The sequence below is a fragment of the Limnohabitans sp. TEGF005 genome (genome assembly GCF_055394835.1).
On record NZ_AP029226.1, the window covers coordinates 76978 to 97518 of the forward strand.

The 20541-nt window shown below is 59.3% G+C and carries 19 protein-coding genes; 16 read left to right on the forward strand and 3 right to left on the reverse strand.

What is annotated here, in order from left to right:
• Positions 1-3: 3 nt before the first annotated feature.
• Entirely contained in the window at positions 4-990 is a 987-nt protein-coding gene (corA, locus tag ACZ5RG_RS00340) for a magnesium/cobalt transporter CorA (protein ID WP_026036597.1), read from the reverse strand.
• 214 nt (positions 991-1204) lie between these two features.
• Between corA and ACZ5RG_RS00345 the strand changes: the two genes are divergently transcribed.
• From ACZ5RG_RS00345 to hprK, 4 genes are all read left to right on the forward strand, one after another.
• Positions 1205-2425, forward strand: coding sequence for an MFS transporter (locus ACZ5RG_RS00345; protein WP_464447516.1), 1221 nt, complete (start codon positions 1205-1207; stop codon positions 2423-2425).
• Between the two features lie 190 nt (positions 2426-2615).
• Complete coding sequence (hpf, locus tag ACZ5RG_RS00350; protein WP_019429675.1) at positions 2616-2945, forward strand: ribosome hibernation-promoting factor, HPF/YfiA family; 330 nt, start codon at positions 2616-2618, stop codon at positions 2943-2945.
• 156 nt (positions 2946-3101) lie between these two features.
• Positions 3102-3569: a PTS sugar transporter subunit IIA gene (locus ACZ5RG_RS00355; RefSeq protein WP_026036596.1), complete on the forward strand. Its 468-nt coding sequence runs from the start codon at positions 3102-3104 to the stop codon at positions 3567-3569.
• A 25-nt stretch (positions 3570-3594) separates the two neighbouring features.
• Positions 3595-4536: an HPr(Ser) kinase/phosphatase gene (gene hprK / locus ACZ5RG_RS00360; RefSeq protein WP_312260247.1), complete on the forward strand. Its 942-nt coding sequence runs from the start codon at positions 3595-3597 to the stop codon at positions 4534-4536.
• Positions 4537-4550: 14 nt separating this feature from the next.
• Here the strand turns inward: hprK and fur are convergent, their stop codons facing one another.
• Positions 4551-4979, reverse strand: a complete 429-nt coding sequence (gene fur, locus ACZ5RG_RS00365; protein ID WP_298597548.1) for a ferric iron uptake transcriptional regulator — start codon at positions 4977-4979, stop codon at positions 4551-4553.
• An 85-nt stretch (positions 4980-5064) separates the two neighbouring features.
• Between fur and ACZ5RG_RS00370 the strand changes: the two genes are divergently transcribed.
• The 12 genes from ACZ5RG_RS00370 (at position 5065) to ACZ5RG_RS00425 (ending at position 19604) form a co-directional block, all read left to right on the forward strand.
• Positions 5065-5604: an outer membrane protein assembly factor BamE gene (locus tag ACZ5RG_RS00370; RefSeq protein WP_298597546.1), complete on the forward strand. Its 540-nt coding sequence runs from the start codon at positions 5065-5067 to the stop codon at positions 5602-5604.
• Positions 5605-5664: 60 nt separating this feature from the next.
• The gene (gene dapB, locus ACZ5RG_RS00375) at positions 5665-6480 is read left to right on the forward strand and encodes a 4-hydroxy-tetrahydrodipicolinate reductase (protein WP_298597544.1); all 816 of its coding nucleotides are present in this window, start codon (positions 5665-5667) and stop codon (positions 6478-6480) included.
• 19 nt (positions 6481-6499) lie between these two features.
• Entirely contained in the window at positions 6500-7144 is a 645-nt protein-coding gene (locus tag ACZ5RG_RS00380) for a MotA/TolQ/ExbB proton channel family protein (protein WP_298597542.1), read from the forward strand.
• A gap of 3 nt (positions 7145-7147) precedes the next feature.
• On the forward strand, positions 7148-7576 hold the full coding sequence (locus tag ACZ5RG_RS00385; RefSeq protein WP_464447517.1) for an ExbD/TolR family protein: 429 nt from the start codon (positions 7148-7150) through the stop codon (positions 7574-7576).
• Between the two features lie 50 nt (positions 7577-7626).
• Entirely contained in the window at positions 7627-10455 is a 2829-nt protein-coding gene (locus ACZ5RG_RS00390) for a leucine--tRNA ligase (protein ID WP_464447518.1), read from the forward strand.
• 11 nt (positions 10456-10466) lie between these two features.
• Positions 10467-11000 carry an LPS-assembly lipoprotein LptE gene (locus ACZ5RG_RS00395; RefSeq protein ID WP_298597536.1) on the forward strand — a complete coding sequence of 178 codons (534 nt, stop codon included), beginning with the start codon at positions 10467-10469 and terminating at the stop codon, positions 10998-11000.
• Between the two features lie 8 nt (positions 11001-11008).
• Complete coding sequence (gene holA / locus ACZ5RG_RS00400; RefSeq protein ID WP_315138480.1) at positions 11009-12061, forward strand: DNA polymerase III subunit delta; 1053 nt, start codon at positions 11009-11011, stop codon at positions 12059-12061.
• 137 nt (positions 12062-12198) lie between these two features.
• Positions 12199-13479 carry a glutamate-5-semialdehyde dehydrogenase gene (locus ACZ5RG_RS00405; protein WP_298597533.1) on the forward strand — a complete coding sequence of 427 codons (1281 nt, stop codon included), beginning with the start codon at positions 12199-12201 and terminating at the stop codon, positions 13477-13479.
• A gap of 125 nt (positions 13480-13604) precedes the next feature.
• Complete coding sequence (gene gshA / locus ACZ5RG_RS00410) at positions 13605-14900, forward strand: glutamate--cysteine ligase (protein ID WP_298597531.1); 1296 nt, start codon at positions 13605-13607, stop codon at positions 14898-14900.
• Between the two features lie 112 nt (positions 14901-15012).
• Positions 15013-16881, forward strand: coding sequence for a potassium transporter Kup (locus ACZ5RG_RS00415; protein WP_464447519.1), 1869 nt, complete (start codon positions 15013-15015; stop codon positions 16879-16881).
• A 75-nt stretch (positions 16882-16956) separates the two neighbouring features.
• Complete coding sequence (locus ACZ5RG_RS00420) at positions 16957-18438, forward strand: DUF1800 family protein (protein WP_464447520.1); 1482 nt, start codon at positions 16957-16959, stop codon at positions 18436-18438.
• Between the two features lie 5 nt (positions 18439-18443).
• Positions 18444-19604 (forward strand): DUF1501 domain-containing protein, encoded by a 1161-nt coding sequence (locus tag ACZ5RG_RS00425; protein WP_298597524.1) that lies wholly within the window; start codon positions 18444-18446, stop codon positions 19602-19604.
• Positions 19605-19612: 8 nt separating this feature from the next.
• Here the strand turns inward: ACZ5RG_RS00425 and asd are convergent, their stop codons facing one another.
• Positions 19613-20470, reverse strand: coding sequence for an archaetidylserine decarboxylase (gene asd / locus ACZ5RG_RS00430; protein ID WP_464447521.1), 858 nt, complete (start codon positions 20468-20470; stop codon positions 19613-19615).
• Positions 20471-20541: the final 71 nt, after the last annotated feature.

Sequence of the window (20541 nt, forward strand, 5' to 3'; positions counted from 1 at the left end):
GGCTTACTTGAGCCAGCCGCGACGTCGGAAATACCACATGGGTACCACGGCACTGGCCACCATCAGGGTCAGTGCGTAGGGGTAGCCCCACTTTTGCGACAGCTCGGGCATGTACTGGAAGTTCATCCCGTAGAGGCTGGCAATCAAGGTGGGCGGCAGCAAGGCCACGCTGGCCACCGAGAAAATCTTGATGATCTTGTTCTGGTTGATGTTGATGAAACCGACCGTGGCGTCCATCAAGAAGTTGATCTTGTCGAACAAAAAGGCCGTGTGCGAGTCCAGCGAGTCGATGTCGCGCAGAATCTGGCGGGCTTCTTCAAACTGCTCGGCGTTGAGCATCTTGGAGCGCATCATGAAGCTCACGGCGCGGCGGGTGTCCATCACATTGCGGCGGATGCGGCCATTCAAATCTTCTTGCCTGGCAATCGCGCCCAGCACTTCGCCGGCCATGGCATCGGTCACATCGCCCGACAACACTTTTTTGCCTGCGATTTCGAGTTTGTCGTAAATGCCTTCCAGCGTGTCGGCCGAGTATTCGGCGTCAGCGTCAAACAGCTTGAGCAGCACTTCTTTGGCGTCTTCGATCAGGCCCGGGGCGCGTCGCGCGCGCATGCGCAACAGGCGAAACACCGGCACGTCTTCGTCGTGGATGGAAAACAGCACGCCTTGGCTTTTCAGGTTGGCGTTGTGCTGGTTCAAAATAAAGGCGCAGCGCACGGTGCGTGGCTCGTCTTCGTCGGCAATTAAAAAGTCAGAGCGAATGTGCAGCTCGCCGTTGTCTTCTTCGTAGAAACGGGCCGATTCCTCAATGTCCTCGTCCATCGCATCTTCCGGGATGGACAGGCCAAAGTACTGTTTGATCCAACGCTTTTCATCCAGTGTGGGCGACTCCAGGTCGACCCAGATGGGCTGAAAGCGGGAGAGTTCTTCCAGCGACTCGATCTCTTCTTGAAAGAGGCGGCCGTTGGCGAGAGTGAAGATGTTGAGCATGGCGAATCCAAAAATGGCCAAGTGCCAAAAGTTCAAAGGGGCGGCGAAGTGTTTTTGCAGCTTTCGAACAATGGGCAGGGTGCTCAAGACGTTCGAAAGCTACCGACTCGGGGTAGTTTCCACGACAGTGTGTCTCCAGAATGAATCGGCGGATTATCGCACCGGATGTTGGGTGGGGGAGTGTTAGATTCAGGCAACTTCATTGCATTGTTCCATGACACCCCATTTGACCCCTCGGCGTGAACGCTGGCTGCTTTTTACACTGGCCGGCATCCAGTTCACCCACATCCTTGATTTCATGATCATGATGCCGCTGGGGCCGCAGTTCACGGCCTTGTTTGGCATCAGCAATGCCCAGTTTGGTTTGTTGGTTTCGGCCTACACCTTATCGGCCGGCCTGTCTGGGCTGATGGCGGCCACTTACATCGACCGTTTCAGCCGCAAACGCCTGCTGCTCGTGATGTACACCTTGTTTGGACTGGCCACGCTGGCCTGTGGCTTGGCCCCAGACTATTTTTGGCTGATGGCAGCGCGTGTGGTTGCAGGCTTGTTTGGCGGTGTTTTGTCTGCATTGTCCCAGACCATCGTGGCCGATGTCGTGCCTTTCGAGCGCCGGGGCCGGGCCATGAGCGTGGTGATGACCTCGTTTTCCGTGTCCACCGTGGCGGGGGTGCCCTTGGGCTTGTTTTTGGCAGCGCACGCGAGTTGGCATGCGCCCTTTTTTGGCATTGCCTTGCTGGTGGGGCTCTTGGCGCTCGGCGCTTGGCAAACCTTGCCCCGGCTCGATGCGCACCTGCATCACCCGGAACGGACGGGCGTCTGGCGCGGCATTGGGCAGGTGCTGTCCGAGGGCAACCACCTCAAAGCCTTCGGCGTGTCGGGTTTGATGATGTTCGCCGGTTTCACGGTCATTCCGTACATCACCATTTACCTGCAGTCCAATGCAGGCATGCAAACCGCTGAAGTGCCCTGGATCTACCTGTGCGGTGGCCTGGCCACCTTGCTGAGTGCGCGTTATTTTGGGCGATTGACGGACCGGGTGGGCAAAGTTAGGGTGTTCCAGCGCCTGGCTTTGGCCGTGGCGGTGCCATTGATGGCCACCACGCTCTCGCAAGGATTGCCCTTGTGGGGCTTGCTGGTGATCTCGACCTTGCTCTTCACGGTCATGAGCGGGCGCATGATCCCTGGCATGGCGATGATTTCATCGGCGGTGGAGCCGCGTTTGCGCGGCACCTTCATGACCCTCAATTCGGCGGTGCAGTCGGCGGGCATGGGCCTGGCGGCCTTGCTGGCGGGCTTGATCATCGGGCGCGATGACCAAGGGCACCTCACCTTTTACTGGGTGGCGGGTTTGTTGGGGGTGCTTGCCAGTTTGCTCAGCGCCTGGCTGGCCGGACGCTTGCGCCTGCATGGCGCACCAAGCGCCTCGAACTGATTTCAACCAGAACGATAGCACTGAAAAGTCTGTTTTGAGGCAATTGTCCAAGCCAATCGGGGTTTACCTTGTGGTGCCTTGCTTTTCAATTCTTGGCGGCGCATAGTGGAGCTGAATCACCCGGAAAGGTGGTTTCGGAGTCCCGCTTCGGTGGGGCTTTTTCTACCCTGCATCTATGGAGGCGACGACTATGAATTTAACCATCAGCGGACACCATCTGGAAGTGACCCCGGCCTTGCGTCAGTACGTCACGGGGAAGCTCGATCGCATCACGCGACATTTTGATCAGGTGGTCGATGTCAAAGTGCTGCTGACTGTCGAAAAGCAGAAAGAGAAAGAAAAACGCCAGCGGGCAGAATGCAATATCCATGTCAAAGGCAATGACCTGTTTGCAGAAAGCGCTCACGAAGATTTGTATGCCGCCGTTGATGAGTTGGTCGACAAATTGGACCGCCAAGTGGTCAAACACAAAGACCGCATCACCGACCACCACCACAGTGCGCCCAAGCGCATGATGTGATCGGGTTTGTTTTTTGTACAAAGCGGGGCCACTTCAAGTGGCCCTTTTTCATGGCCGTGCTGTGTCCGACATTGCCAGGCCAGAAGACCCTTGACAGGCCGCCGGACGGGGCAAAGACGCGTGTGCTCGCGCAAGGTGCATAATCCGGCCTCGACCATGAATCGCCTCTCATCCATATTGCCTGTTGCCCAAGTTCTTGTCGGGGTGGAAGCCACCAGCAAGAAACGCGCATTCGAAGAAGCCGGACTTCTCTTTGAGAACCTGCACGGGCTTTCCCGCGCCTTGGTGACCGACAGCTTGTTTGCCCGTGAGCGACTGGGTTCTACGGGCTTAGGGCATGGCGTGGCCATTCCGCATGGCCGCATCAAGGGCTTGAAAGCCCCCATGGCCGCCGTCTTCCAGTTGGCCCAACCGATTGGTTTTGACGCACCCGATGAACAAGCTGTCAGCTTGTTGATTTTCTTGCTGGTCCCTGAGGCCGCTACCCAAAAGCATCTGGAAATCTTGTCCGAGATCGCCGAGTTGCTGAGTGACACGGCTCTCAGGGAAAACATCAAGAACAGCACGGTCCAGGAAAACTTGCACCAACTGATTGCCCAGTGGCAATCGGCCCAAACCGCCTGAGTTAGCGAAAACCGGTGTTTTAGCGATGAAACCTTCCGTTATCAGCGCCGATGTCCTGTTTGAGGACCACCGCAGCAAGCTGAAGTGGCAGTGGGTTGCTGGCTTGGGCGCTTCAGAGCGCAGGTTTGACGAAGTCGCCGTGCGTGAAGCCCGCTCCGGTGCTGATCTGGTGGGCTACCTTAACTACATTCATCCTTATCGGGTTCAAATTCTGGGTCCGCGTGAGGTGACTTACCTCAGCAATGCCACGCCAGAAGACTGCGCTCGCAGGATCGCACGCATTGTCACACTCGAGCCGCCCGTTCTGGTGTTGGCCGATGGCCAGGTCGCACCGGATGCCTTGCTGTCGATGTGTGAACGTGCCCAGATTCCGATGTTCTCGACCGATCAGTCGTCGGCGTTTGTCATTGACGTCTTGCGTGCTTATTTGTCCAAGCATTTTGCCGATCGCATCACCATGCACGGCGTGTTCATGGACATTCTGGGTATGGGCGTGTTGATCACAGGCGAGTCCGGGCTGGGCAAGAGCGAATTGGGCTTGGAGCTGATTTCTCGTGGCAACGGTTTGGTCGCCGACGATGCCGTTGATTTGTACCGCATCAACCAGACCACCATTGAGGCGCGGTGCCCTGACTTGTTGCAAAACCTGCTGGAAGTGCGCGGCATTGGCTTGCTCGATATTCGGGCCATTTTTGGTGAAACGGCGGTGCGTCGCAAGATGCGCCTGAAGCTGATTGTTCACTTGGTGCGCCGTGAAACGCTTGAGCGTGACTACGAACGTTTGCCTTCAGAACCCTTGGTGCAGGATGTGCTGGGCATTCCGGTGCGCAAAGTCGTGATTCAGGTGGTGGCGGGTCGCAACATCGCTGTGTTGGTGGAGGCGGCGGTGCGCAACACCATTTTGCACATGCGGGGCATTGACACCTACCAGGACTTCATCGATCGACAGCGGCGAGCCATGGAGTAAGTCCTCGTTTCAGCTCAACGCTGACGGTGGGGGCAAGGGGTTTGCGTGCAGTGCGCATACAGACTCAAAGCGTGGTCTGCGATCACAAAACCCTTGGCTTCGGCCACGGCTTGCTGGCGGGCCTCGATTTCCGGGTCATAAAACTCTTCAACCCGGCCGCAGTCCAGACACACCACATGGTCATGGTGTTGGCCTTCGTTGAGTTCATAAACTGCTTTACCGCTTTCGAAGTGGTTGCGGCTCAAAATGCCGGCTTGCTCAAACTGGGTCAAAACCCGATACACCGTGGCCAAACCAATGTCCGTGTGCTCCAGCAGCAAATGGCGAAACACATCTTCAGCCGTCATGTGGCGTTGTGCGCCGCTTTGAAAAACTTCGAGAATTTTCAGTCGGGGCAGGGTGGCTTTCAGACCATTGTTTTTCAGTTCGTCGATTTGGGTCATGGTCAAGGGTATCTGGGTATGCAAAACCGGGGCAGGCATGAAGCTGCCGCTACAATGACCCGATCATATCGGCCTGCCTTCAACCATGACAGCTTTCCTGACTTTCCCCTTGACAGGCAACCGCCTGGCCATGCTCTTTGTGTGCGCCATTTTGGCGGGGTGCGGGAGCATGACCAGCTTCACCGGCGACACGTTCAAGCCTTACGTGCCTGATGTGGTTCAAGGCAACTTCGTTTCTAAAGAGCAGCGCCAGGCGCTCACCCCGGGCATGGCGCGTGCACAGGTTCGTGACATTCTGGGCACACCCTTGGTGACCAGTCTTTTTCACGCAGACCGTTGGGATTACGCCTTCAGCATCCGCCGCCAAGGCGTGCCCCCCCAGACTTTCCAGCTCACGGTGTTTTTCAAAGGCGATGTGCTGCAATCCATTGAAGGGGGCGACTTGCCCAGCGAGTCCGAGTTCGTGGAGCGCTTGGTCATTCAGCGCAAGGCCGCCAGCGTGCCCAACTTGCAGGCCAGCGAAGAAGACCTGAAGAAGTTCCCTGTGCAAAAAGCACAAGGCGGTGCCGAGCGCGCAGCGCCGTTGCCAGCCAATTACCCTCCCTTGGAGCCAACACCCCGCTAACGGGTGTCCTGTTCGGGCCCTTTGCCCGATGGCGTGCGTACTTTTCATTTTGAACACGACATGACTCAATTGACCGACTTGCCCATCACCGTTGCCGGGGCTTCTGGCCGCATGGGGCATATGCTGATCGAAGCCATCATGGCCTCGGACGACTGCCACCTGGCGGGTGCGCTCGACATCGCGGCCAGCCCTGCACTGGGCCTGGATGCCGCAGCCCCTTTGGGCAAATCCAGTGGCGTTCTGGTCACGTCGGACTTGCATGCTGGCTTGAAGAATGCGGCTTGCCTGATCGATTTCACACGCCCCGAAGGCACCTTGGCGCACCTGAAGGTTTGCCGAGAACTGGGTGTCAAAGCCGTGATCGGCACGACCGGTTTCACGGACGAGCAAAAAGCCGAAATCGCTGAAATTGCCAAAGACATCGCCATTGTGATGGCCCCCAATATGAGCGTGGGCGTCAACGTCACGCTCAAGCTGCTGCAAATGGCGGCGCAAGCCATGTCAACCGGCTACGACATCGAGATCATCGAAGCCCACCATCGCCACAAAGTGGACGCGCCTTCGGGTACGGCCCTCAAGATGGGCGAAGTCATTGCCGAGGCCATGGGGCGCGACTTGAAAGACTGCGCAGTTTATGAGCGCTACGGTCACACGGGCGAGCGCGATCCATCCAGCATCGGTTTTGCCACCATCCGTGGCGGCGACATTGTGGGCGACCACACCGTGTTGTTTGCCGGCATTGGCGAACGCATCGAAGTGACCCACAAATCCTCCAGCCGATCCACTTACGCCCAGGGCAGCCTGCGGGCCGTGCGTTATTTGGCCACCCAGCAGCGCGGCCTGTTTGACATGTTTGACGTGTTGAACCTGCGCTAACGGCCCCTAGCCCGTTGCCATGAGCCTCAACGACTTTTTACTGCACAGCGACTTCGTCAGCCGCGTTCTGGCGCTGGTCTTGTTGGTGCTGTCGGTGGGCAGCTGGGTGGTGATGGTTTGGAAATGGCGTTTGCTGTCACGCGTCGGCCTGGACATGCGCCGCAGCATCGCGGCGTTTTGGCAAGCCCCCGCCTTTGACGATGCCCGCCAGCGCGTGGCCCAGTTTGACCGCGACGCGTGCATCACCCCTTTGCTTGAAGCCACCTTGCTGCCCGTGGGCGGCACCTTGGCCTCGGCCGGAGACCGCCACCCCCAGCTGACGCGGGTGTTGCGCGATGCCCTTCATGGCGTGGTGCGGCGCTTGCAGTGGGGCCAGGTGTGGTTGGCCACGGCGGGTTCCATCTCGCCATTTGTCGGACTTTTGGGCACGGTGTGGGGCATTTTCAATGCCTTGACGGGCATGGCCGAAGCCGGGCAGCTGACCATCGACAAGGTCGCCGGCCCGGTGGGTGAGGCCCTGATCATGACCGCCGCGGGCTTGGCCGTGGCCATACCGGCGGTGCTGGGCTACAACGTTTTAGGCCGCAAAGTGAACCAGATCGAGGCCGAACTCGAAGGCTTTGCCCACGATCTGCGTGGCTTGCTGGCCGATCCGCAGGACTGAGCCATGGCCTTCGGTCGCTTGGAATCGCGCAAGCCGGACGCCCCCATGAGCGAGATCAATGTCACTCCCATGGTCGACGTGATGCTGGTTTTGCTGGTCATTTTCATCCTCACCGCCCCCTTGATGACCAGCGCCATTCGGCTGGACTTGCCCCAAAGCGAAGGCACTGAGGCCGGGGCTGCTCCGCAAGCCGTGTCATTGGTGGTCGATGCCCAAGGCGCCTTGTTTTTGAACGACAAACCCATCAGTCCTGAAGCCCTGCGTCAGCGCCTGTCTGAGGCGGCCAAGCGCAACCCCCAAACTGAGCTGGAACTTCGCGCCGATCAATCGGTGCCCTATGGGCGCGTGGTCGAGGCCATGGGCTTGGCCCAAAAAGCGGGGCTGACGCGCATCGGTTTTGTGGCGCAAACCCCGTCCACCACCAAGCGCTGACGGGTCAATCCACCCAGAACAACAGCCGCGCCAGCCTACAATCGCAGGCTATGCAAGACAAGTACAACCACCTCGAAGTCGAACCCGCAGCACAGTCCCGCTGGACGGCCCGCGATGCCTACCGCGTCGCCGAAGACGCCAGCAAAAAGAAGTTCTACGCCTGCTCCATGCTGCCCTACCCCAGCGGCAAGCTGCACATGGGCCATGTGCGCAACTACACCATCAACGACATGCTCACGCGCAGCCTGCGCATGAAGGGCTACAACGTCTTGATGCCCATGGGCTGGGACGCTTTTGGTTTGCCTGCCGAAAACGCGGCCTTGAAAAACGGCGTGCCGCCGGCCAAGTGGACGCATGAAAACATCGCTTACATGAAAAAGCAGATGCAGGCGATGGGTTTGGCGGTGGACTGGTCGCGCGAAGTGGCCACCTGCGACCCCACTTACTACAAATGGAACCAGTGGTTGTTCCTCAAGATGCTCGAAAAAGGCATCGCTTACCGCAAGACCCAGGTCGTCAACTGGGACCCGGTGGACCAGACCGTGCTGGCCAACGAGCAGGTCATCGACGGCAAAGGCTGGCGCACCGGTGCCCCGGTCGAAAAGCGTGAGATTCCGGGCTACTACCTGAACATCACGTCGTACGCGCAAGAGTTGCTGGACCATGTGCAGATCGGCAACGACAAGGCCACGCTCAACGGCTGGCCCGACAAAGTGCGCTTGATGCAGGAAAACTGGATCGGCAAGAGCGAAGGCGTGCGCTTTGCGTTCCCCCACGACATCCGCGATGCCTCTGGCCAGTTGATCGGCGGCGGCAAGATGTACGTCTTCACCACCCGCGCCGACACCATCATGGGCGTGACCTTTTGCGCGGTGGCCGCTGAGCACCCGCTGGCCTTGCATGCGGCGGCGAACAATCCCGCTTTGGCGGCGTTTTTGGACGAATGCAAGAGCGGCGGCACCACCGAGGCCGAGCTGGCCACGCAAGAGAAAAAGGGCATGGCCACCGGCCTGTTCGTCACGCACCCATTGACCGGTGCGCAGGTTGAGGTGTGGGTGGGCAACTACGTGCTGATCAGCTACGGCGACGGTGCCGTGATGGGCGTGCCTGCGCATGACGAGCGTGATTTTGCGTTTGCCTTGAAATACGACTTGCCGATTCGACAGGTCGTGGGCTTGGTGCCGGCTGTTGGGGGCTTGGCCCCCGGTTCGTCAGTCGCAGGCTCCGATTCCTCACCGGCGGCCAAGCCCCCAACAGCCTCCGTCTCTGCCCCAGCCGAAGCTCGGGTGTTTGATGCGACCGCATGGTCCGAGTGGTATGCCACCAAAGACGGTGTGTGTGTCAACTCCGGCGAACTCGATGGCCTGGCCCAAAAAGCCGCCGTCAACAAAGTGGCCGAGCTGTTGGCTGCAAAAACCCACAACGGGGTGAGCCTGGGCGAGAAGAAAATCACCTGGCGTTTGCGCGACTGGGGCGTGAGCCGCCAGCGCTATTGGGGCACGCCGATCCCGATCATCCATTGTGAAGAACACGGTGCCGTGCCCGTGCCCGAAAAAGACCTGCCCGTGGTTTTGCCGCAAGACTGCATCCCTGACGGCTCGGGCAACCCACTGCACAAACACGAAGGCTTCCATGCGGGCGTGACCTGCCCGGTGTGCGGCAAACCCGCCCGCCGCGAGACCGACACCATGGACACCTTTGTGGACTCGTCTTGGTACTTCATGCGCTATTGCGACCCGACCAACACCGAAAAGATGGTGGCCGACGGCACTGACTACTGGATGCGGGACCAGCACAAGGCCACGGGCGGCAGCGGCATGGACCAATACATTGGCGGCATCGAGCATGCGATCCTGCACCTGTTGTACGCGCGCTTTTGGACCAAGGTCATGCGTGATCTGGGGCTGGTCAAGGTCGATGAGCCCTTCACCAAACTGCTGACGCAGGGCATGGTGCTCAACCACATCTATTCGCGCCGCACCGCCAAAGGCGGCAAAGATTACTTCTGGCCGCACGACGTGGAGCATGTGCTCGACGACACCGGCAAAGTCGTCGGTGCAAAGCTCAAGAACGAAGCTGACAGTGGCGATGGCAAGTTGCCCGTGGGCACCGCCATCGACTACGAAGGCGTGGGCACCATGTCCAAGTCGAAAAACAACGGCGTGGACCCGCAAGACCTGATCGAAAAATACGGCGCTGACACGGCGCGTCTGTACACCATGTTCACCGCGCCGCCCGAGGTGACGCTGGAATGGAACGACTCGGCCGTGGAGGGCAGCTACCGCTTTTTGCGCCGGGTCTGGAACTTCGCTTTCAAGCACCACGCGCTGCTGCGCACGGCCACGGGCCAGGACCTGAGCCAAGCGGCTTTGGGCGATTCGGCCAAGACCTTGCGCCGCGAAATGCACCTGGTGCTCAAGCAAGTGGGCTACGACTACGAGCGCATGCAATACAACACCGTGGTGTCCGGCTGCATGAAGCTGTTGAACGCGCTGGAAGACTTTAAGCCCGATGGCGGCGCGGGTGACACCGCCGCCCTGTGCGAAGGCGTGTCGCTTTTGACGCGCATGCTTTACCCCGCCTGCCCGCACATCACGGACGAAGTCTGGCAGCAGCTGGGTTATGCCAAGGCTGTGGGCGAATTGCTGGATGCCCCGTGGCCCATCGTCGACGAGTCGGCACTTGAGCGCGACCAGATCGAGCTGATGCTGCAAATCAATGGCAAGTTGCGTGGGGCCATCTTGGTGCCTGCTGCGGCAGACAAGGCGCAGATCGAAGCTGCCGCGCTGGCCAGCGAGGCGTTTGTCAAGCAAGCCGAAGGTGCTGCACCCAAAAAGGTCATCGTGGTGCCTGGCCGCTTGGTCAACGTGGTGATCTGAGAACGCGCCCGATGACCTCCTCACGCCGACTCTTTTTGACCGCTTTGGGCTTGGGCACTGTGCCTGTGTGGCTCGCGGGCTGTGGGTTTCAGCTGCGGCAAACCAAGGACTTTGCGTTCAAAACCCTGTATGCCAATTTCTCGACCACATCGCCTTTGGGTGTGGAGCTTCGGCGCAATTTGCTGGGCTCGGGCCGTATTGAGTTATGGACCGATCCCAAGCAGATGCTCAAGGCCGATGCGATTCTTGACATTCTGGGCGAAGAGCGCCAGCAGGTGGCCGTGGGCGTGAGCGCGACAGGCCAGGTGCGCGAGCTGCAATTGCGGCTGCGTGTGCGCTTTCGCCTGCGCACGCCACAAGGTGTGGAGCTGATCGAGCCAGTGGCGTTGTTTCAGCAGCGTGACTTGAGCTTTACCGAAACTGCGGCGCTGTCCAAAGAGATCGAGCAAGGCATTTTGTACCGTGACATGCAGACCGACATCGTGCAGCAGATCATGCGCCGTTTGTCAGCCGTCAAGCCGCGCAATACACCGCAACCTGCCTGAACGCGCACATGCAATTGGCCCTTCCACAGTTGGCGGCACACCTGCAAAAGGGCTTGCGCAGCCTGTATGTGTTGCATGGCGACGAGGCCTTGCTGATCCAGGAGGCGGCCGATGCCATCCGCGCCACCGCCCGTGCCCAGGGCTACACCGAGCGCAGCGTGCACACCGTCTCGGGGGCACATTTTGACTGGAGCGAAGTGCTGGCCGCAGGCGGCTCGCTCAGTCTGTTTGCCGACAAACAAATCGTGGAAGTGCGCGTGCCCTCTGGCAAGCCAGGCAAGGAAGGCAGCACGGCCATTCAGCAACTGGCCGCATCTGCCCAAGGCAATGACACGACCTTGACCTTGTTTTTGCTGCCGCGCCTGGATGCCGTCACCCGCAAAGGGGCTTGGTTTGGGGCATTGGAAAATGGGGGCGTTTCAATTCAGGTCGATCCCGTTGACCGCAATGCCTTGCCTCAGTGGATCGCGCAGCGCTTGCAACAGCAAGGTCAGCGCGTGGTGGCGGGCGAAGAAGGTCAGCGCACGCTGCAGTTTTTTGCCGACCGCGTAGAAGGCAACCTGCTGGCGGCACACCAAGAGATTCAAAAACTCGGGCTGCTCCACCCGCCAGGCGAACTCAGCCAGGAACAGGTGGAGTCGGCGGTGGTCAACGTGGCCCGTTACGACGTGTTCAAGTTGTCAGAGGCCGTGTTGTCGGGGCAGGTGGCGCGGGTGCAGCGCATGCTCGACGGTCTGCAAGCCGAAGGCGAGGCCGCTGTGTTGGTGCACTACACCTTGGCCGAAGACATCCGCGCGTTGAAACGTGTGAAAGACGCTATTGCCAGCGGCAAGCCCATGCCCATGGCCTTGCGCGAACAGCGTGTGTGGGGCCCGCGTGAACGCCTGTTTGAACGCGTGTTGCCCCGCATGACCGAAGCCCGTCTGAATGGCTTGCTGCAAGCGGCGCACCAAGTGGACGGCATTGTCAAGGGCCTGAAAGTGCCTGAATGGCCCACCGACGGCTGGCAGGCCTTGCAGCGTCTGGCCGTGCGCTTCTCGCGCTTTTGCATCGTCCGCTGATTCGGCCCGCCGCGGCCGTGCCCGGCCTATCATTGTCAAGCCCGGCTTGACCGGGTATCCATCACGGCTGAAGGCATTGACCCTCAATCGCCTCGGGGGTGACAAAAACCGTTATCCGCATCTGCGAAAATGTTTGAATGACTGAATTGAACACCGCCGCACACGTCCAAGCATTGGGCCAGCAGGCCAAAAAAGCCTCGGCCCTGATGGCCAAGGCATCGGCTGCTACCAAAAACAAGGCTTTGCGCCATTTGGCTGCCTTGTTGCGCGAGAACACCGACGCTTTGCAACTGGACAACGCCAAAGACCTGGAGCGTGCCCGCGCTGCCGGGCTGGCCGAACCGATGGTGGACCGCCTGAAACTCACGCCCAAAGTGCTGGAAACTTGTGCGCTAGGCTGCGAGCAGTTGGCGGCCATGCCCGACGTGATCGGCGAGATCATCGGCATGAAGCAAGTGCCCAGCGGCATCCGTGTGGGCCAGATGCGCGTGCCGATTGGCGTGTTCGGCATGATCTTCGAAAGCCGTCCCAATGTGACGATCGAGGCGGCCAGCCTGTCCATCAAGAGCGGCAACGCCTGCATCTTGCGCGGTGGCTCCGAAGCCATCGAGTCGAACAAGGCCTTGGCCAAGCTGGTTCAGCAGGCGCTGACGGTCAGCGGTTTGCCCATCGACGCGGTGCAATTGGTACAAACCACCGACCGCGCTGCCGTGGGCCAACTGATCACCATGCCGCAGTTTGTGGACGTGATCATTCCGCGCGGCGGCAAGGGCCTGATTGAGCGCATCAGCGCCGAGGCCAAGGTGCCCGTCATCAAGCACCTGGACGGCAATTGCCACACGTATGTGGACGATCCGTGCGACATCGACATGGCGGTGAAGGTGGCCGACAACGCCAAAACCAACAAATACAGCCCCTGCAATGCCAGCGAAGGCTTGCTGGTCGCACAGGGCGTGGCCGCCGAGTTTTTGCCCAGAATCGGTGCCATTTATGCCGCCAAAGGCGTCGAGATGCGCTGCTGCCCCAAGGCCAAGGCCATTCTGAGTCAAGTTGTCGGGGCTCAGCTGAAGGACGCCACCGAGCAAGATTGGTTCGAGGAATACCTCGCGCCCATCATCAGCATCAAGGTGGTTGAGGGGCTGGACGAAGCGATTGCCCACATCAACCACTACAGCAGCCACCACACCGATGCCATTCTGACCCGCGACCACATGCACGCCCAGCGCTTCTTGCGCGAGGTGGACTCGGCCAGTGTCATGGTCAACGCCAGCACCCGTTTTGCGGATGGTTTTGAGTTTGGTTTGGGTGCCGAGATCGGCATCAGCACCGACAAATTCCACGCCCGGGGCCCGGTCGGTATCGAAGGTCTGACCTCGCTCAAATATGTGGTGTTGGGTGAAGGCGAAGTCCGCACCTGATCTGCTTGTCTGGGGTGGCCGGGTTCACATGCCCTTGGCTTCTGTCGGGTCAGTGCTTGCAAACGCGCTGACCGGCCCCATATGATTATCTTGTTTTTGTCATTTCAGCCCCATAAAGGTCGCCCATGGTTCCCCATCTTGTCACTGCCCTGACCGGCCCCATCAATGAGCTGGAGCAGCGCATCCTTGATTCCATGCCCGCGATTGAACGCTGGTTTCGTCTGGAATGGATGGAGCACACACCGCCGTTTTACACCTCGGTTGACATTCGCAACGCGGGCTTCAAGCTGGCCCCGGTGGACACCAACCTTTATCCAGGCGGCTGGAACAACCTGACGCCTGAAATGCTGCCTTTGGCCGTACAGGCGGCCCAGGCTGCCATCGAAAAGATCTGCCCCGAGGCCAAAAACCTGCTGATCATTCCCGAGAACCACACGCGCAACACCTTCTATCTGACGAACGTGGCGCAGTTGCAGCGCATCTTTCACATGGCGGGCCTGAATGTGCGCATCGGCTCGATCAACCCCGAGATCAAGGAAACGACGACCATTGAGCTGCCCAATGGCGAAAGCGTGACCCTGGAGCCGGTGGTGCGCAGCAAGCACCGTCTGGGCCTGAAAGACTTCGATCCCTGCACCATCTTGCTCAACAACGACTTGTCGGCGGGTGCCCCGGGCATTCTGGAAGACCTGCACGAGCAATACCTGCTGCCACCGCTGCACGCAGGCTGGAGCGTGCGCCGCAAAACCAAGCACTTTCAGAGCTACGAAGAGGTGGCTAAGCGTTTTGGCAAGCTGCTGGGCATCGATCCTTGGCTCATCAACCCGATGTTCAGCCAGTGCGGCGACGTGAACTTTGCCGAAGGCACGGGCATGGAATGCCTGCGCAGCAACGTGGACGCGCTGCTGACCAAAATCAAGCGCAAATACAAGGAATACGGCATCAACGAGAAGCCGTTTGTGGTGGTCAAGGCCGACAACGGCACTTACGGCATGGGCATCATGACCGTGCGCGATGTGGCCGATCTGGACGCTCTGAACCGCAAGACCCGCAACAAGATGAACGTCATCAAGGACGGCCAGACCGTGAATGACGTGATCATCCAGGAGGGCGTGCTGACCAACGAACGCATCAACGACGCGGTGGCCGAGCCGGTGGTCTACATGATGGACCGCTATGTGGTGGGTGGTTTTTACCGCGTGCACGCCGAGCGCGGGGTCGACGAGAACCTGAACGCCCCCGGCGCCAGTTTTGTGCCTTTGGCCTTCGCCGATACCCCGCACTTGCCTCAGCCCGGTGTCAAACCTGGTGCCAGCGTGCCCAACCGCTTCTATATGTATGGCGTGATTGGCCGCTTGGCCATGCTGGCGGCCAGTTACGAGCTGGAAGCAACCGACCCCGAAGCCGAGGTTTACGACTAAAGTTGCTGCACTGCAACAAAATCCCCAAAAGGACGGTGACACGGGGCTGAAATCGGGCGCAAAATAGCCCACTTGTTTCTTACCCGATTTGACGTCAGTCAGGTCCCAGCCCGTGTCTTCCAACCGTTCTTCACTCGTCGCATTGACTTTGGGCGCCATTGGCGTGGTTTATGGCGACATCGGCACCAGTGTGCTGTATGCGATGAAAGAGGTTTTTGGCTCCGGCCATGTGCCTTTTACGCCCGACAACGTCTACGGCATCCTCTCCATCTTTTTCTGGACCCTGACCACCATCGTGTCGGTCAAGTATGTGGTGTTGGTGCTGCGTGCAGACAACCATGGTGAGGGCGGTCTGGTGGCCATGCTGGCGCTGGCCTCGCAATCGGTCAAAGACCGACCCCAGTTGCGCAAAGTCTTGCTGGTGGTCGGCATCTTTGGCACCTGCCTGTTTTATGGCGACGGTGTCATCACCCCCGCCATCTCGGTGCTCTCGGCGGTGGAGGGCCTGGAGATCATCTCGCCAGCCTTCAAAAAATCAGTGATTCCGCTGACCTTGGTGATCCTGTTCCTGCTGTTCTGGGTGCAAAAGCGCGGCACGGCAGGCATCGGCAAGTTCTTTGGCCCCATCACCTTGGTCTGGTTTGCCGCCATCGCGGTGCTGGGGGTCTCCCACATTGTTCAGCGCCCTGAAATTTTGTTCGCCATCAGCCCGCATTACGCCTTGAGCTTCATGTGGCACGAGCCGGGCACCACGTTCATCATCTTGGGTGCGGTGGTCTTGTGCGTCACAGGCGGCGAGGCCTTGTATGCCGACATGGGCCACTTTGGCAAAAAACCGATCCGCCTGGCCTGGTTCAGCGTGGTCATGCCCTGTCTTGTGTTGAATTATTTTGGTCAAGGTGCCTTGTTGCTGTCTCAGCCCGAGGCCGTGAAAAATCCGTTTTACATGATGGCCCCTGACTGGGCTCTGGTGCCGCTGGTCGGCTTGGCCACCATGGCCACGGTCATCGCCTCGCAGGCTTTGATTTCAGGTGCTTTCAGCGTGACCAAACAAGTGATTCAGCTGGGGTATTTGCCGCGCTTGCAGGTCATGCACACCAGCGAAACCGATACCGGCCAAATCTACATGCCCTTTGTGAACTGGGGCCTGTTTGTGGCCATCGTTTTGGCGGTGATCATGTTCAAGTCGTCCAGCAACCTGGCGGCGGCCTACGGCATCGCCGTGTGTACCGACATGCTGATCACCACGGTGCTCACCTTCTTCGTGATCCGTTACGCCTGGAAGCTCCCACTGGCGCTGTGCATCGGTGCAACAGGCTTCTTCTTTGTCGTTGATCTGGCCTTTTGGGCGTCCAACATGTTCAAGCTGTTTGACGGTGGCTGGTTCCCATTGCTCATCGGTGCGGCCGTGTTCACCCTCATGCTGACCTGGCACGATGGCCGCCGCTTGCTCAACGATTCCTTGCGCTCGGATGCGCTGAAGTTGAACGATTTTCTGGAAGCGGTTTTCATCGCACCCCCCACCCGCGTGGAAGGCACAGCCGTGTTTTTGACGGCCGAAACGGGTGCGGTGCCCAACGCGCTGCTGCACAACCTCAAACACAACAAGGTGCTGCACGCGCAAAACCTGTTTGTCACGGTGCGCAGCCACGAAATTCCGCGCATGGAAGCAGACAATCGCCTCGAAATCGAGTCGCTGGGCCACGACTGCTGGCAAGTGATCGTCAATTACGGCTTCAAGGACAACCCCGATTTGCCTTCGGCCTTGGCTGCCATCGAGGGCGAGGGCTGTAAGCTCGACCCGATGATGACCAGTTATTTCCTGTCACGCGACATCGTGATTCCTACCATCGGCGGCGGTATGGCCACCTGGCGCGAAAAACTCTTTGCCCAGATGCACCACAACGCCAGCGCAGCGGCCGAGTTTTTGAACCTGCCCACCAACGCGGTGGTCGAGTTGGGCTCGAAAATCGAAATTTAAGCGCAAGCAGTGCCTGTGCGGTGCGGTATGCGGATACCTCAAGCACCGCCGTGTTGAATACGAGAAGGGAGTGTCATGCAGCGGTCCTTGCATTTAGCCCATCAATTCACGCGACGTGTGGCGTTTGGCCTGCCGCACGATGCAGCCCTGCCGGATGACCCTTTGGCATGGGCAAAAGCCCAGTTGAAACGTGTGCCGCCGATGGACATTCTGGAGCGGGATGGCACACGGCGCACCGATCTGCCCACTTGGGTTCAATTGCTCTGGCGCATGGACGATGTGATGCAGGCGTTTGAAAAGCACCGTCGACTTGAAGTCGAATCTTTTGACAAGGCCAAGCGCATGTCCAAAGAGCAGTACGAAGCCGAGCGCAAGCGCGATATCGGGACACCGTATTGGCAGATGGAACACTGGAAAGAAGTCCAAGCCCGCGCGACCACCGCCTTGTATGGCGAAGCACCTGTCTTTGAAAGGTTTTGGCATTTTTGGTCCAACCACTTCATGGTGGCGCCAGGCAACCAGAACAACGACACCTTGGTGGGGCCTTTCCAACGCAGTCTGCGAGAAAAAATGACGGGGGACTTTCAGACCCTGCTTTGGCATGCCACGACCCACCCCGGCATGTTGGTCTATCTGGACAACAACAACAACACGGGGCCCCGTTCGCGTGCCGCACGCGAAAAATGGACCACCCACAGCATCAACGAAAACCTGGGGCGTGAGCTGTTGGAACTGTTCACATTGAGCCCTGACAGCGGCTATACCCAAAAAGATGTGGAGGCGGTCACCCTGATATTGACCGGGTGGCGCGACATGCGGCCTGACAAGCACCACAAGGCCGGTGTGCCGCTGGGTACATTTTTTGATTTCAATTACCACGAACCGGGCTCTCAAGTGGTGATGGGTAAAACCTACTCGGCCTTGTTTCGTCCGTCTGCCAAGTTGGAAGATTTGATTGCTGACTTGGCCGTCCATCCAGCAACAGCAAGGCATTTGGCCCGAAAGCTGTGCGTTTACTTTCTTGACGACGACCCACCTGCTGCGGCGATTCGCCACGTTGAGCAAGTTTTCTTGCAAACCAAAGGACATCTGCCTGCCGTTCACGATGCCGTGCTCGAGATGTGTTGGGCGCATCTGGAGACCACGCGCAAATTTTTGTCGCCAGAAACATGGCTTTTACAGACTTGGAATTTGATGGGCATTGCCCCACCCAGAACAGCACCTTTGGATGAGCGTGGCGGTCTCAAAACCCCAAATGTATTGGGTGACTTGGGGCAACCATTGCCACGTTGCCCACAACCCAACGGATGGCCCATTCGTTCGGTCGACTGGATCTCCAAGGAAATGCTGGACCGTCGGGTGCGCTTCATGTCAGTGGTCACCAGGGATTGGTTGCAACAGGCGGCACAACCCCGTCAAACCCTGAATCAATTGTGCGAAAAGCATTTCGCACCTGACAACCCAGAGCTCGCTTTGATTCAAAACGTCATGGCCAAGGGCGATGTGCGCTCTGCACACACCTTGTTCCACGCCAGTCCCACACTGCTTTGGAGTTGATCACCATGCAAAGAAGACAATGGTTGAAAGGTGCTGGTGCGGCTGCACTGAGTTTTGCAGGCATCCCGTCTGCGTGGGCCAATGGCGCTGCCACTGCGCCTCGGCTGCTGGTCGTGCTGCTGCGAGGTGGCATGGACGGATTGGCCGCTGTGCCGCCTATCGGCGATGCCAACTACGCCGCCATTCGGCCCACCATCGCTGTCCAGAACAGTTTGCGGTTGGATGGCTCGTTTGGCCTGCACCCATCGCTCAAGCACCTGCACCAGTTGTGGGGGCAAGAGCAACTGGCGGTGGTTCACAGCACAGGCTTTGCTTATGCCGGGCGGTCGCATTTCGAGGGTCAGGACGTGATGCAATCTGGCATGCCAAAGCCCTACACCTCGGCGTCAGGATGGCTGGGTCGGGCGATGCAGGTGGCGCGGGTGGCGGGCGGCGTTTCTATTTCAATACCCATGCCTTTGATTCTCCGAGGCAACCCAGAATCGTCCACGAAATTTCCCAACTGGATGCCGCCCTTGACGCCGACCGTCGCAGACTCTCTGGCCGCTTTGTGGTCGAAAGACGGACTGATGTCACCCTATGCGGCCATCATCCGAGCCGAGGCGGCAACCCAGCGGCAAGGTGCCATGAATCGACAGAATTTCGCCAACGCACGCTCTTTGCCAGAGCTGGGCCGCCTGGCCGGACAAGAAATGAGTCAACCACAGGGCCCCCGTGTGGGCCTCATTGATTTCACACACGGGTTTGACACGCACGCCAGCCAGGGTGCAGACCAAGGCGGGCACGCTGACCAACTGCTCAAGGTCGATCAATTGGTCCAGAACTTTCAAGCCGCGATGGGGCCCATGTGGGCCAACGCCCTGGTGGTGACCGTGACCGAGTTTGGCCGAACAGTGGCTGAAAACGGCACCACAGGCACCGACCATGGCGTGGGCACTTGCTGCGTACTGGCGGGCGGCTTGATCGGTCGCTCGAAGGTCTATGCCGACTGGCGAGGCTTGCACAAAGACCAATTGTTCGAAGGCCGCGACCTGCCGCCAACGATCGACGTGGCGGCGGTTTATGCGAAAGTGATCGAGCGGGTGTTTGAAGTCACCCCTGCTGCCATTCAGCAGCAGGTCATTGCGCACAAGCCCCATGCCGCATTGAACGGGCTGCTGATTTAACCCCCTGATTAATCCAACAAGCCCATCGCCTCGCCCATCACGATCGGGCGGGTGGGCGTCCAGTCCTTGTTGAACTGCATCACGCCTTGGGGGAACAACATCACCACGGTGGAGCCTAGCAAAAAGCGGCCCATCTCTTCGCCCTGCGCCAGGCTGATGTTGCCCATTTCATAAGCCCATTCGCGCACCGTGCCTGGGCGCGGTGGGTTGACCACGCCGTGCCACACCGTGGCCATGCTGCCCACAATGGTCGCGCCCACCAGCACCATCACAAAGGGGCCGTGCTCGCCTTCAAACACACACACCACCCGTTCATTGCGCGCAAACAGGCCGGGCACGCCGCGTGCCGTGGTCGGGTTGACCGAAAACAAATCGCCCGGCACATAAATCATGCGCGTCAAGCGGCCCGCGCAAGGCATGTGGATGCGGTGGTAGTCGCGGGGGCTCAGGTACAGCGTGGCGAATTCGCCATCTTGAAACTGCGCCGCCAAGGCCGCGTCGCCGCCCACCAGCGCTTGCGTGCTGTAGCTGTGGCCTTTGGCCTGAAACACCTGATCGCCCGCGATGGGGCCGCACTGGCTGATGGCCCCGTCAACCGGGCTGACAAAAGCCGCCGCCGCCAAGGGGCGTGCGCTGGCTTGGAGCGGGCGGGTGAAAAATTCGTTGAAGCTCTTGTAGCTGGCTGTGTCGGGGTTGACTGCTTCGGCCATGTTCACGTTGTAGCGCTTGACGAACCAGTCGATGATGCGCGTGGTCGCGCCCCCCCACTGGCTGCCCGCCACCCAACCCGCAAAAGCGGTCAGGGCTTGTTTGGGAATCAGGTATTGCGGCAAGACCGCCAAGCGGTCAGAAAAAGAAGGGGACATGAAGAGGCCGCCGGGGTGGTTCAAGAGAAGGCCCTGATTTTATCGGGCGATGGCCACGGGTTTCCCCGTGG

Bases quoted from the DNA above. Each gene is read 5' to 3' on its own strand.
- corA (WP_026036597.1), bottom strand. From the start codon at position 990: ATGCTCAACATCTTCACTCTCGCCAACGGCCGCCTCTTTCAAGAAGAG.
- ACZ5RG_RS00345 (WP_464447516.1), top strand. From the start codon at position 1,205: ATGACACCCCATTTGACCCCTCGGCGTGAACGCTGGCTGCTTTTTACA.
- hpf (WP_019429675.1), top strand. From the start codon at position 2,616: ATGAATTTAACCATCAGCGGACACCATCTGGAAGTGACCCCGGCCTTG.
- ACZ5RG_RS00355 (WP_026036596.1), top strand. From the start codon at position 3,102: ATGAATCGCCTCTCATCCATATTGCCTGTTGCCCAAGTTCTTGTCGGG.
- hprK (WP_312260247.1), top strand. From the start codon at position 3,595: ATGAAACCTTCCGTTATCAGCGCCGATGTCCTGTTTGAGGACCACCGC.
- fur (WP_298597548.1), bottom strand. From the start codon at position 4,979: ATGACCCAAATCGACGAACTGAAAAACAATGGTCTGAAAGCCACCCTG.
- ACZ5RG_RS00370 (WP_298597546.1), top strand. From the start codon at position 5,065: ATGACAGCTTTCCTGACTTTCCCCTTGACAGGCAACCGCCTGGCCATG.
- dapB (WP_298597544.1), top strand. From the start codon at position 5,665: ATGACTCAATTGACCGACTTGCCCATCACCGTTGCCGGGGCTTCTGGC.
- ACZ5RG_RS00380 (WP_298597542.1), top strand. From the start codon at position 6,500: ATGAGCCTCAACGACTTTTTACTGCACAGCGACTTCGTCAGCCGCGTT.
- ACZ5RG_RS00385 (WP_464447517.1), top strand. From the start codon at position 7,148: ATGGCCTTCGGTCGCTTGGAATCGCGCAAGCCGGACGCCCCCATGAGC.
- ACZ5RG_RS00390 (WP_464447518.1), top strand. From the start codon at position 7,627: ATGCAAGACAAGTACAACCACCTCGAAGTCGAACCCGCAGCACAGTCC.
- ACZ5RG_RS00395 (WP_298597536.1), top strand. From the start codon at position 10,467: ATGACCTCCTCACGCCGACTCTTTTTGACCGCTTTGGGCTTGGGCACT.
- holA (WP_315138480.1), top strand. From the start codon at position 11,009: ATGCAATTGGCCCTTCCACAGTTGGCGGCACACCTGCAAAAGGGCTTG.
- ACZ5RG_RS00405 (WP_298597533.1), top strand. From the start codon at position 12,199: ATGACTGAATTGAACACCGCCGCACACGTCCAAGCATTGGGCCAGCAG.
- gshA (WP_298597531.1), top strand. From the start codon at position 13,605: ATGGTTCCCCATCTTGTCACTGCCCTGACCGGCCCCATCAATGAGCTG.
- ACZ5RG_RS00420 (WP_464447520.1), top strand. From the start codon at position 16,957: ATGCAGCGGTCCTTGCATTTAGCCCATCAATTCACGCGACGTGTGGCG.
- ACZ5RG_RS00425 (WP_298597524.1), top strand. From the start codon at position 18,444: ATGCAAAGAAGACAATGGTTGAAAGGTGCTGGTGCGGCTGCACTGAGT.
- asd (WP_464447521.1), bottom strand. From the start codon at position 20,470: ATGTCCCCTTCTTTTTCTGACCGCTTGGCGGTCTTGCCGCAATACCTG.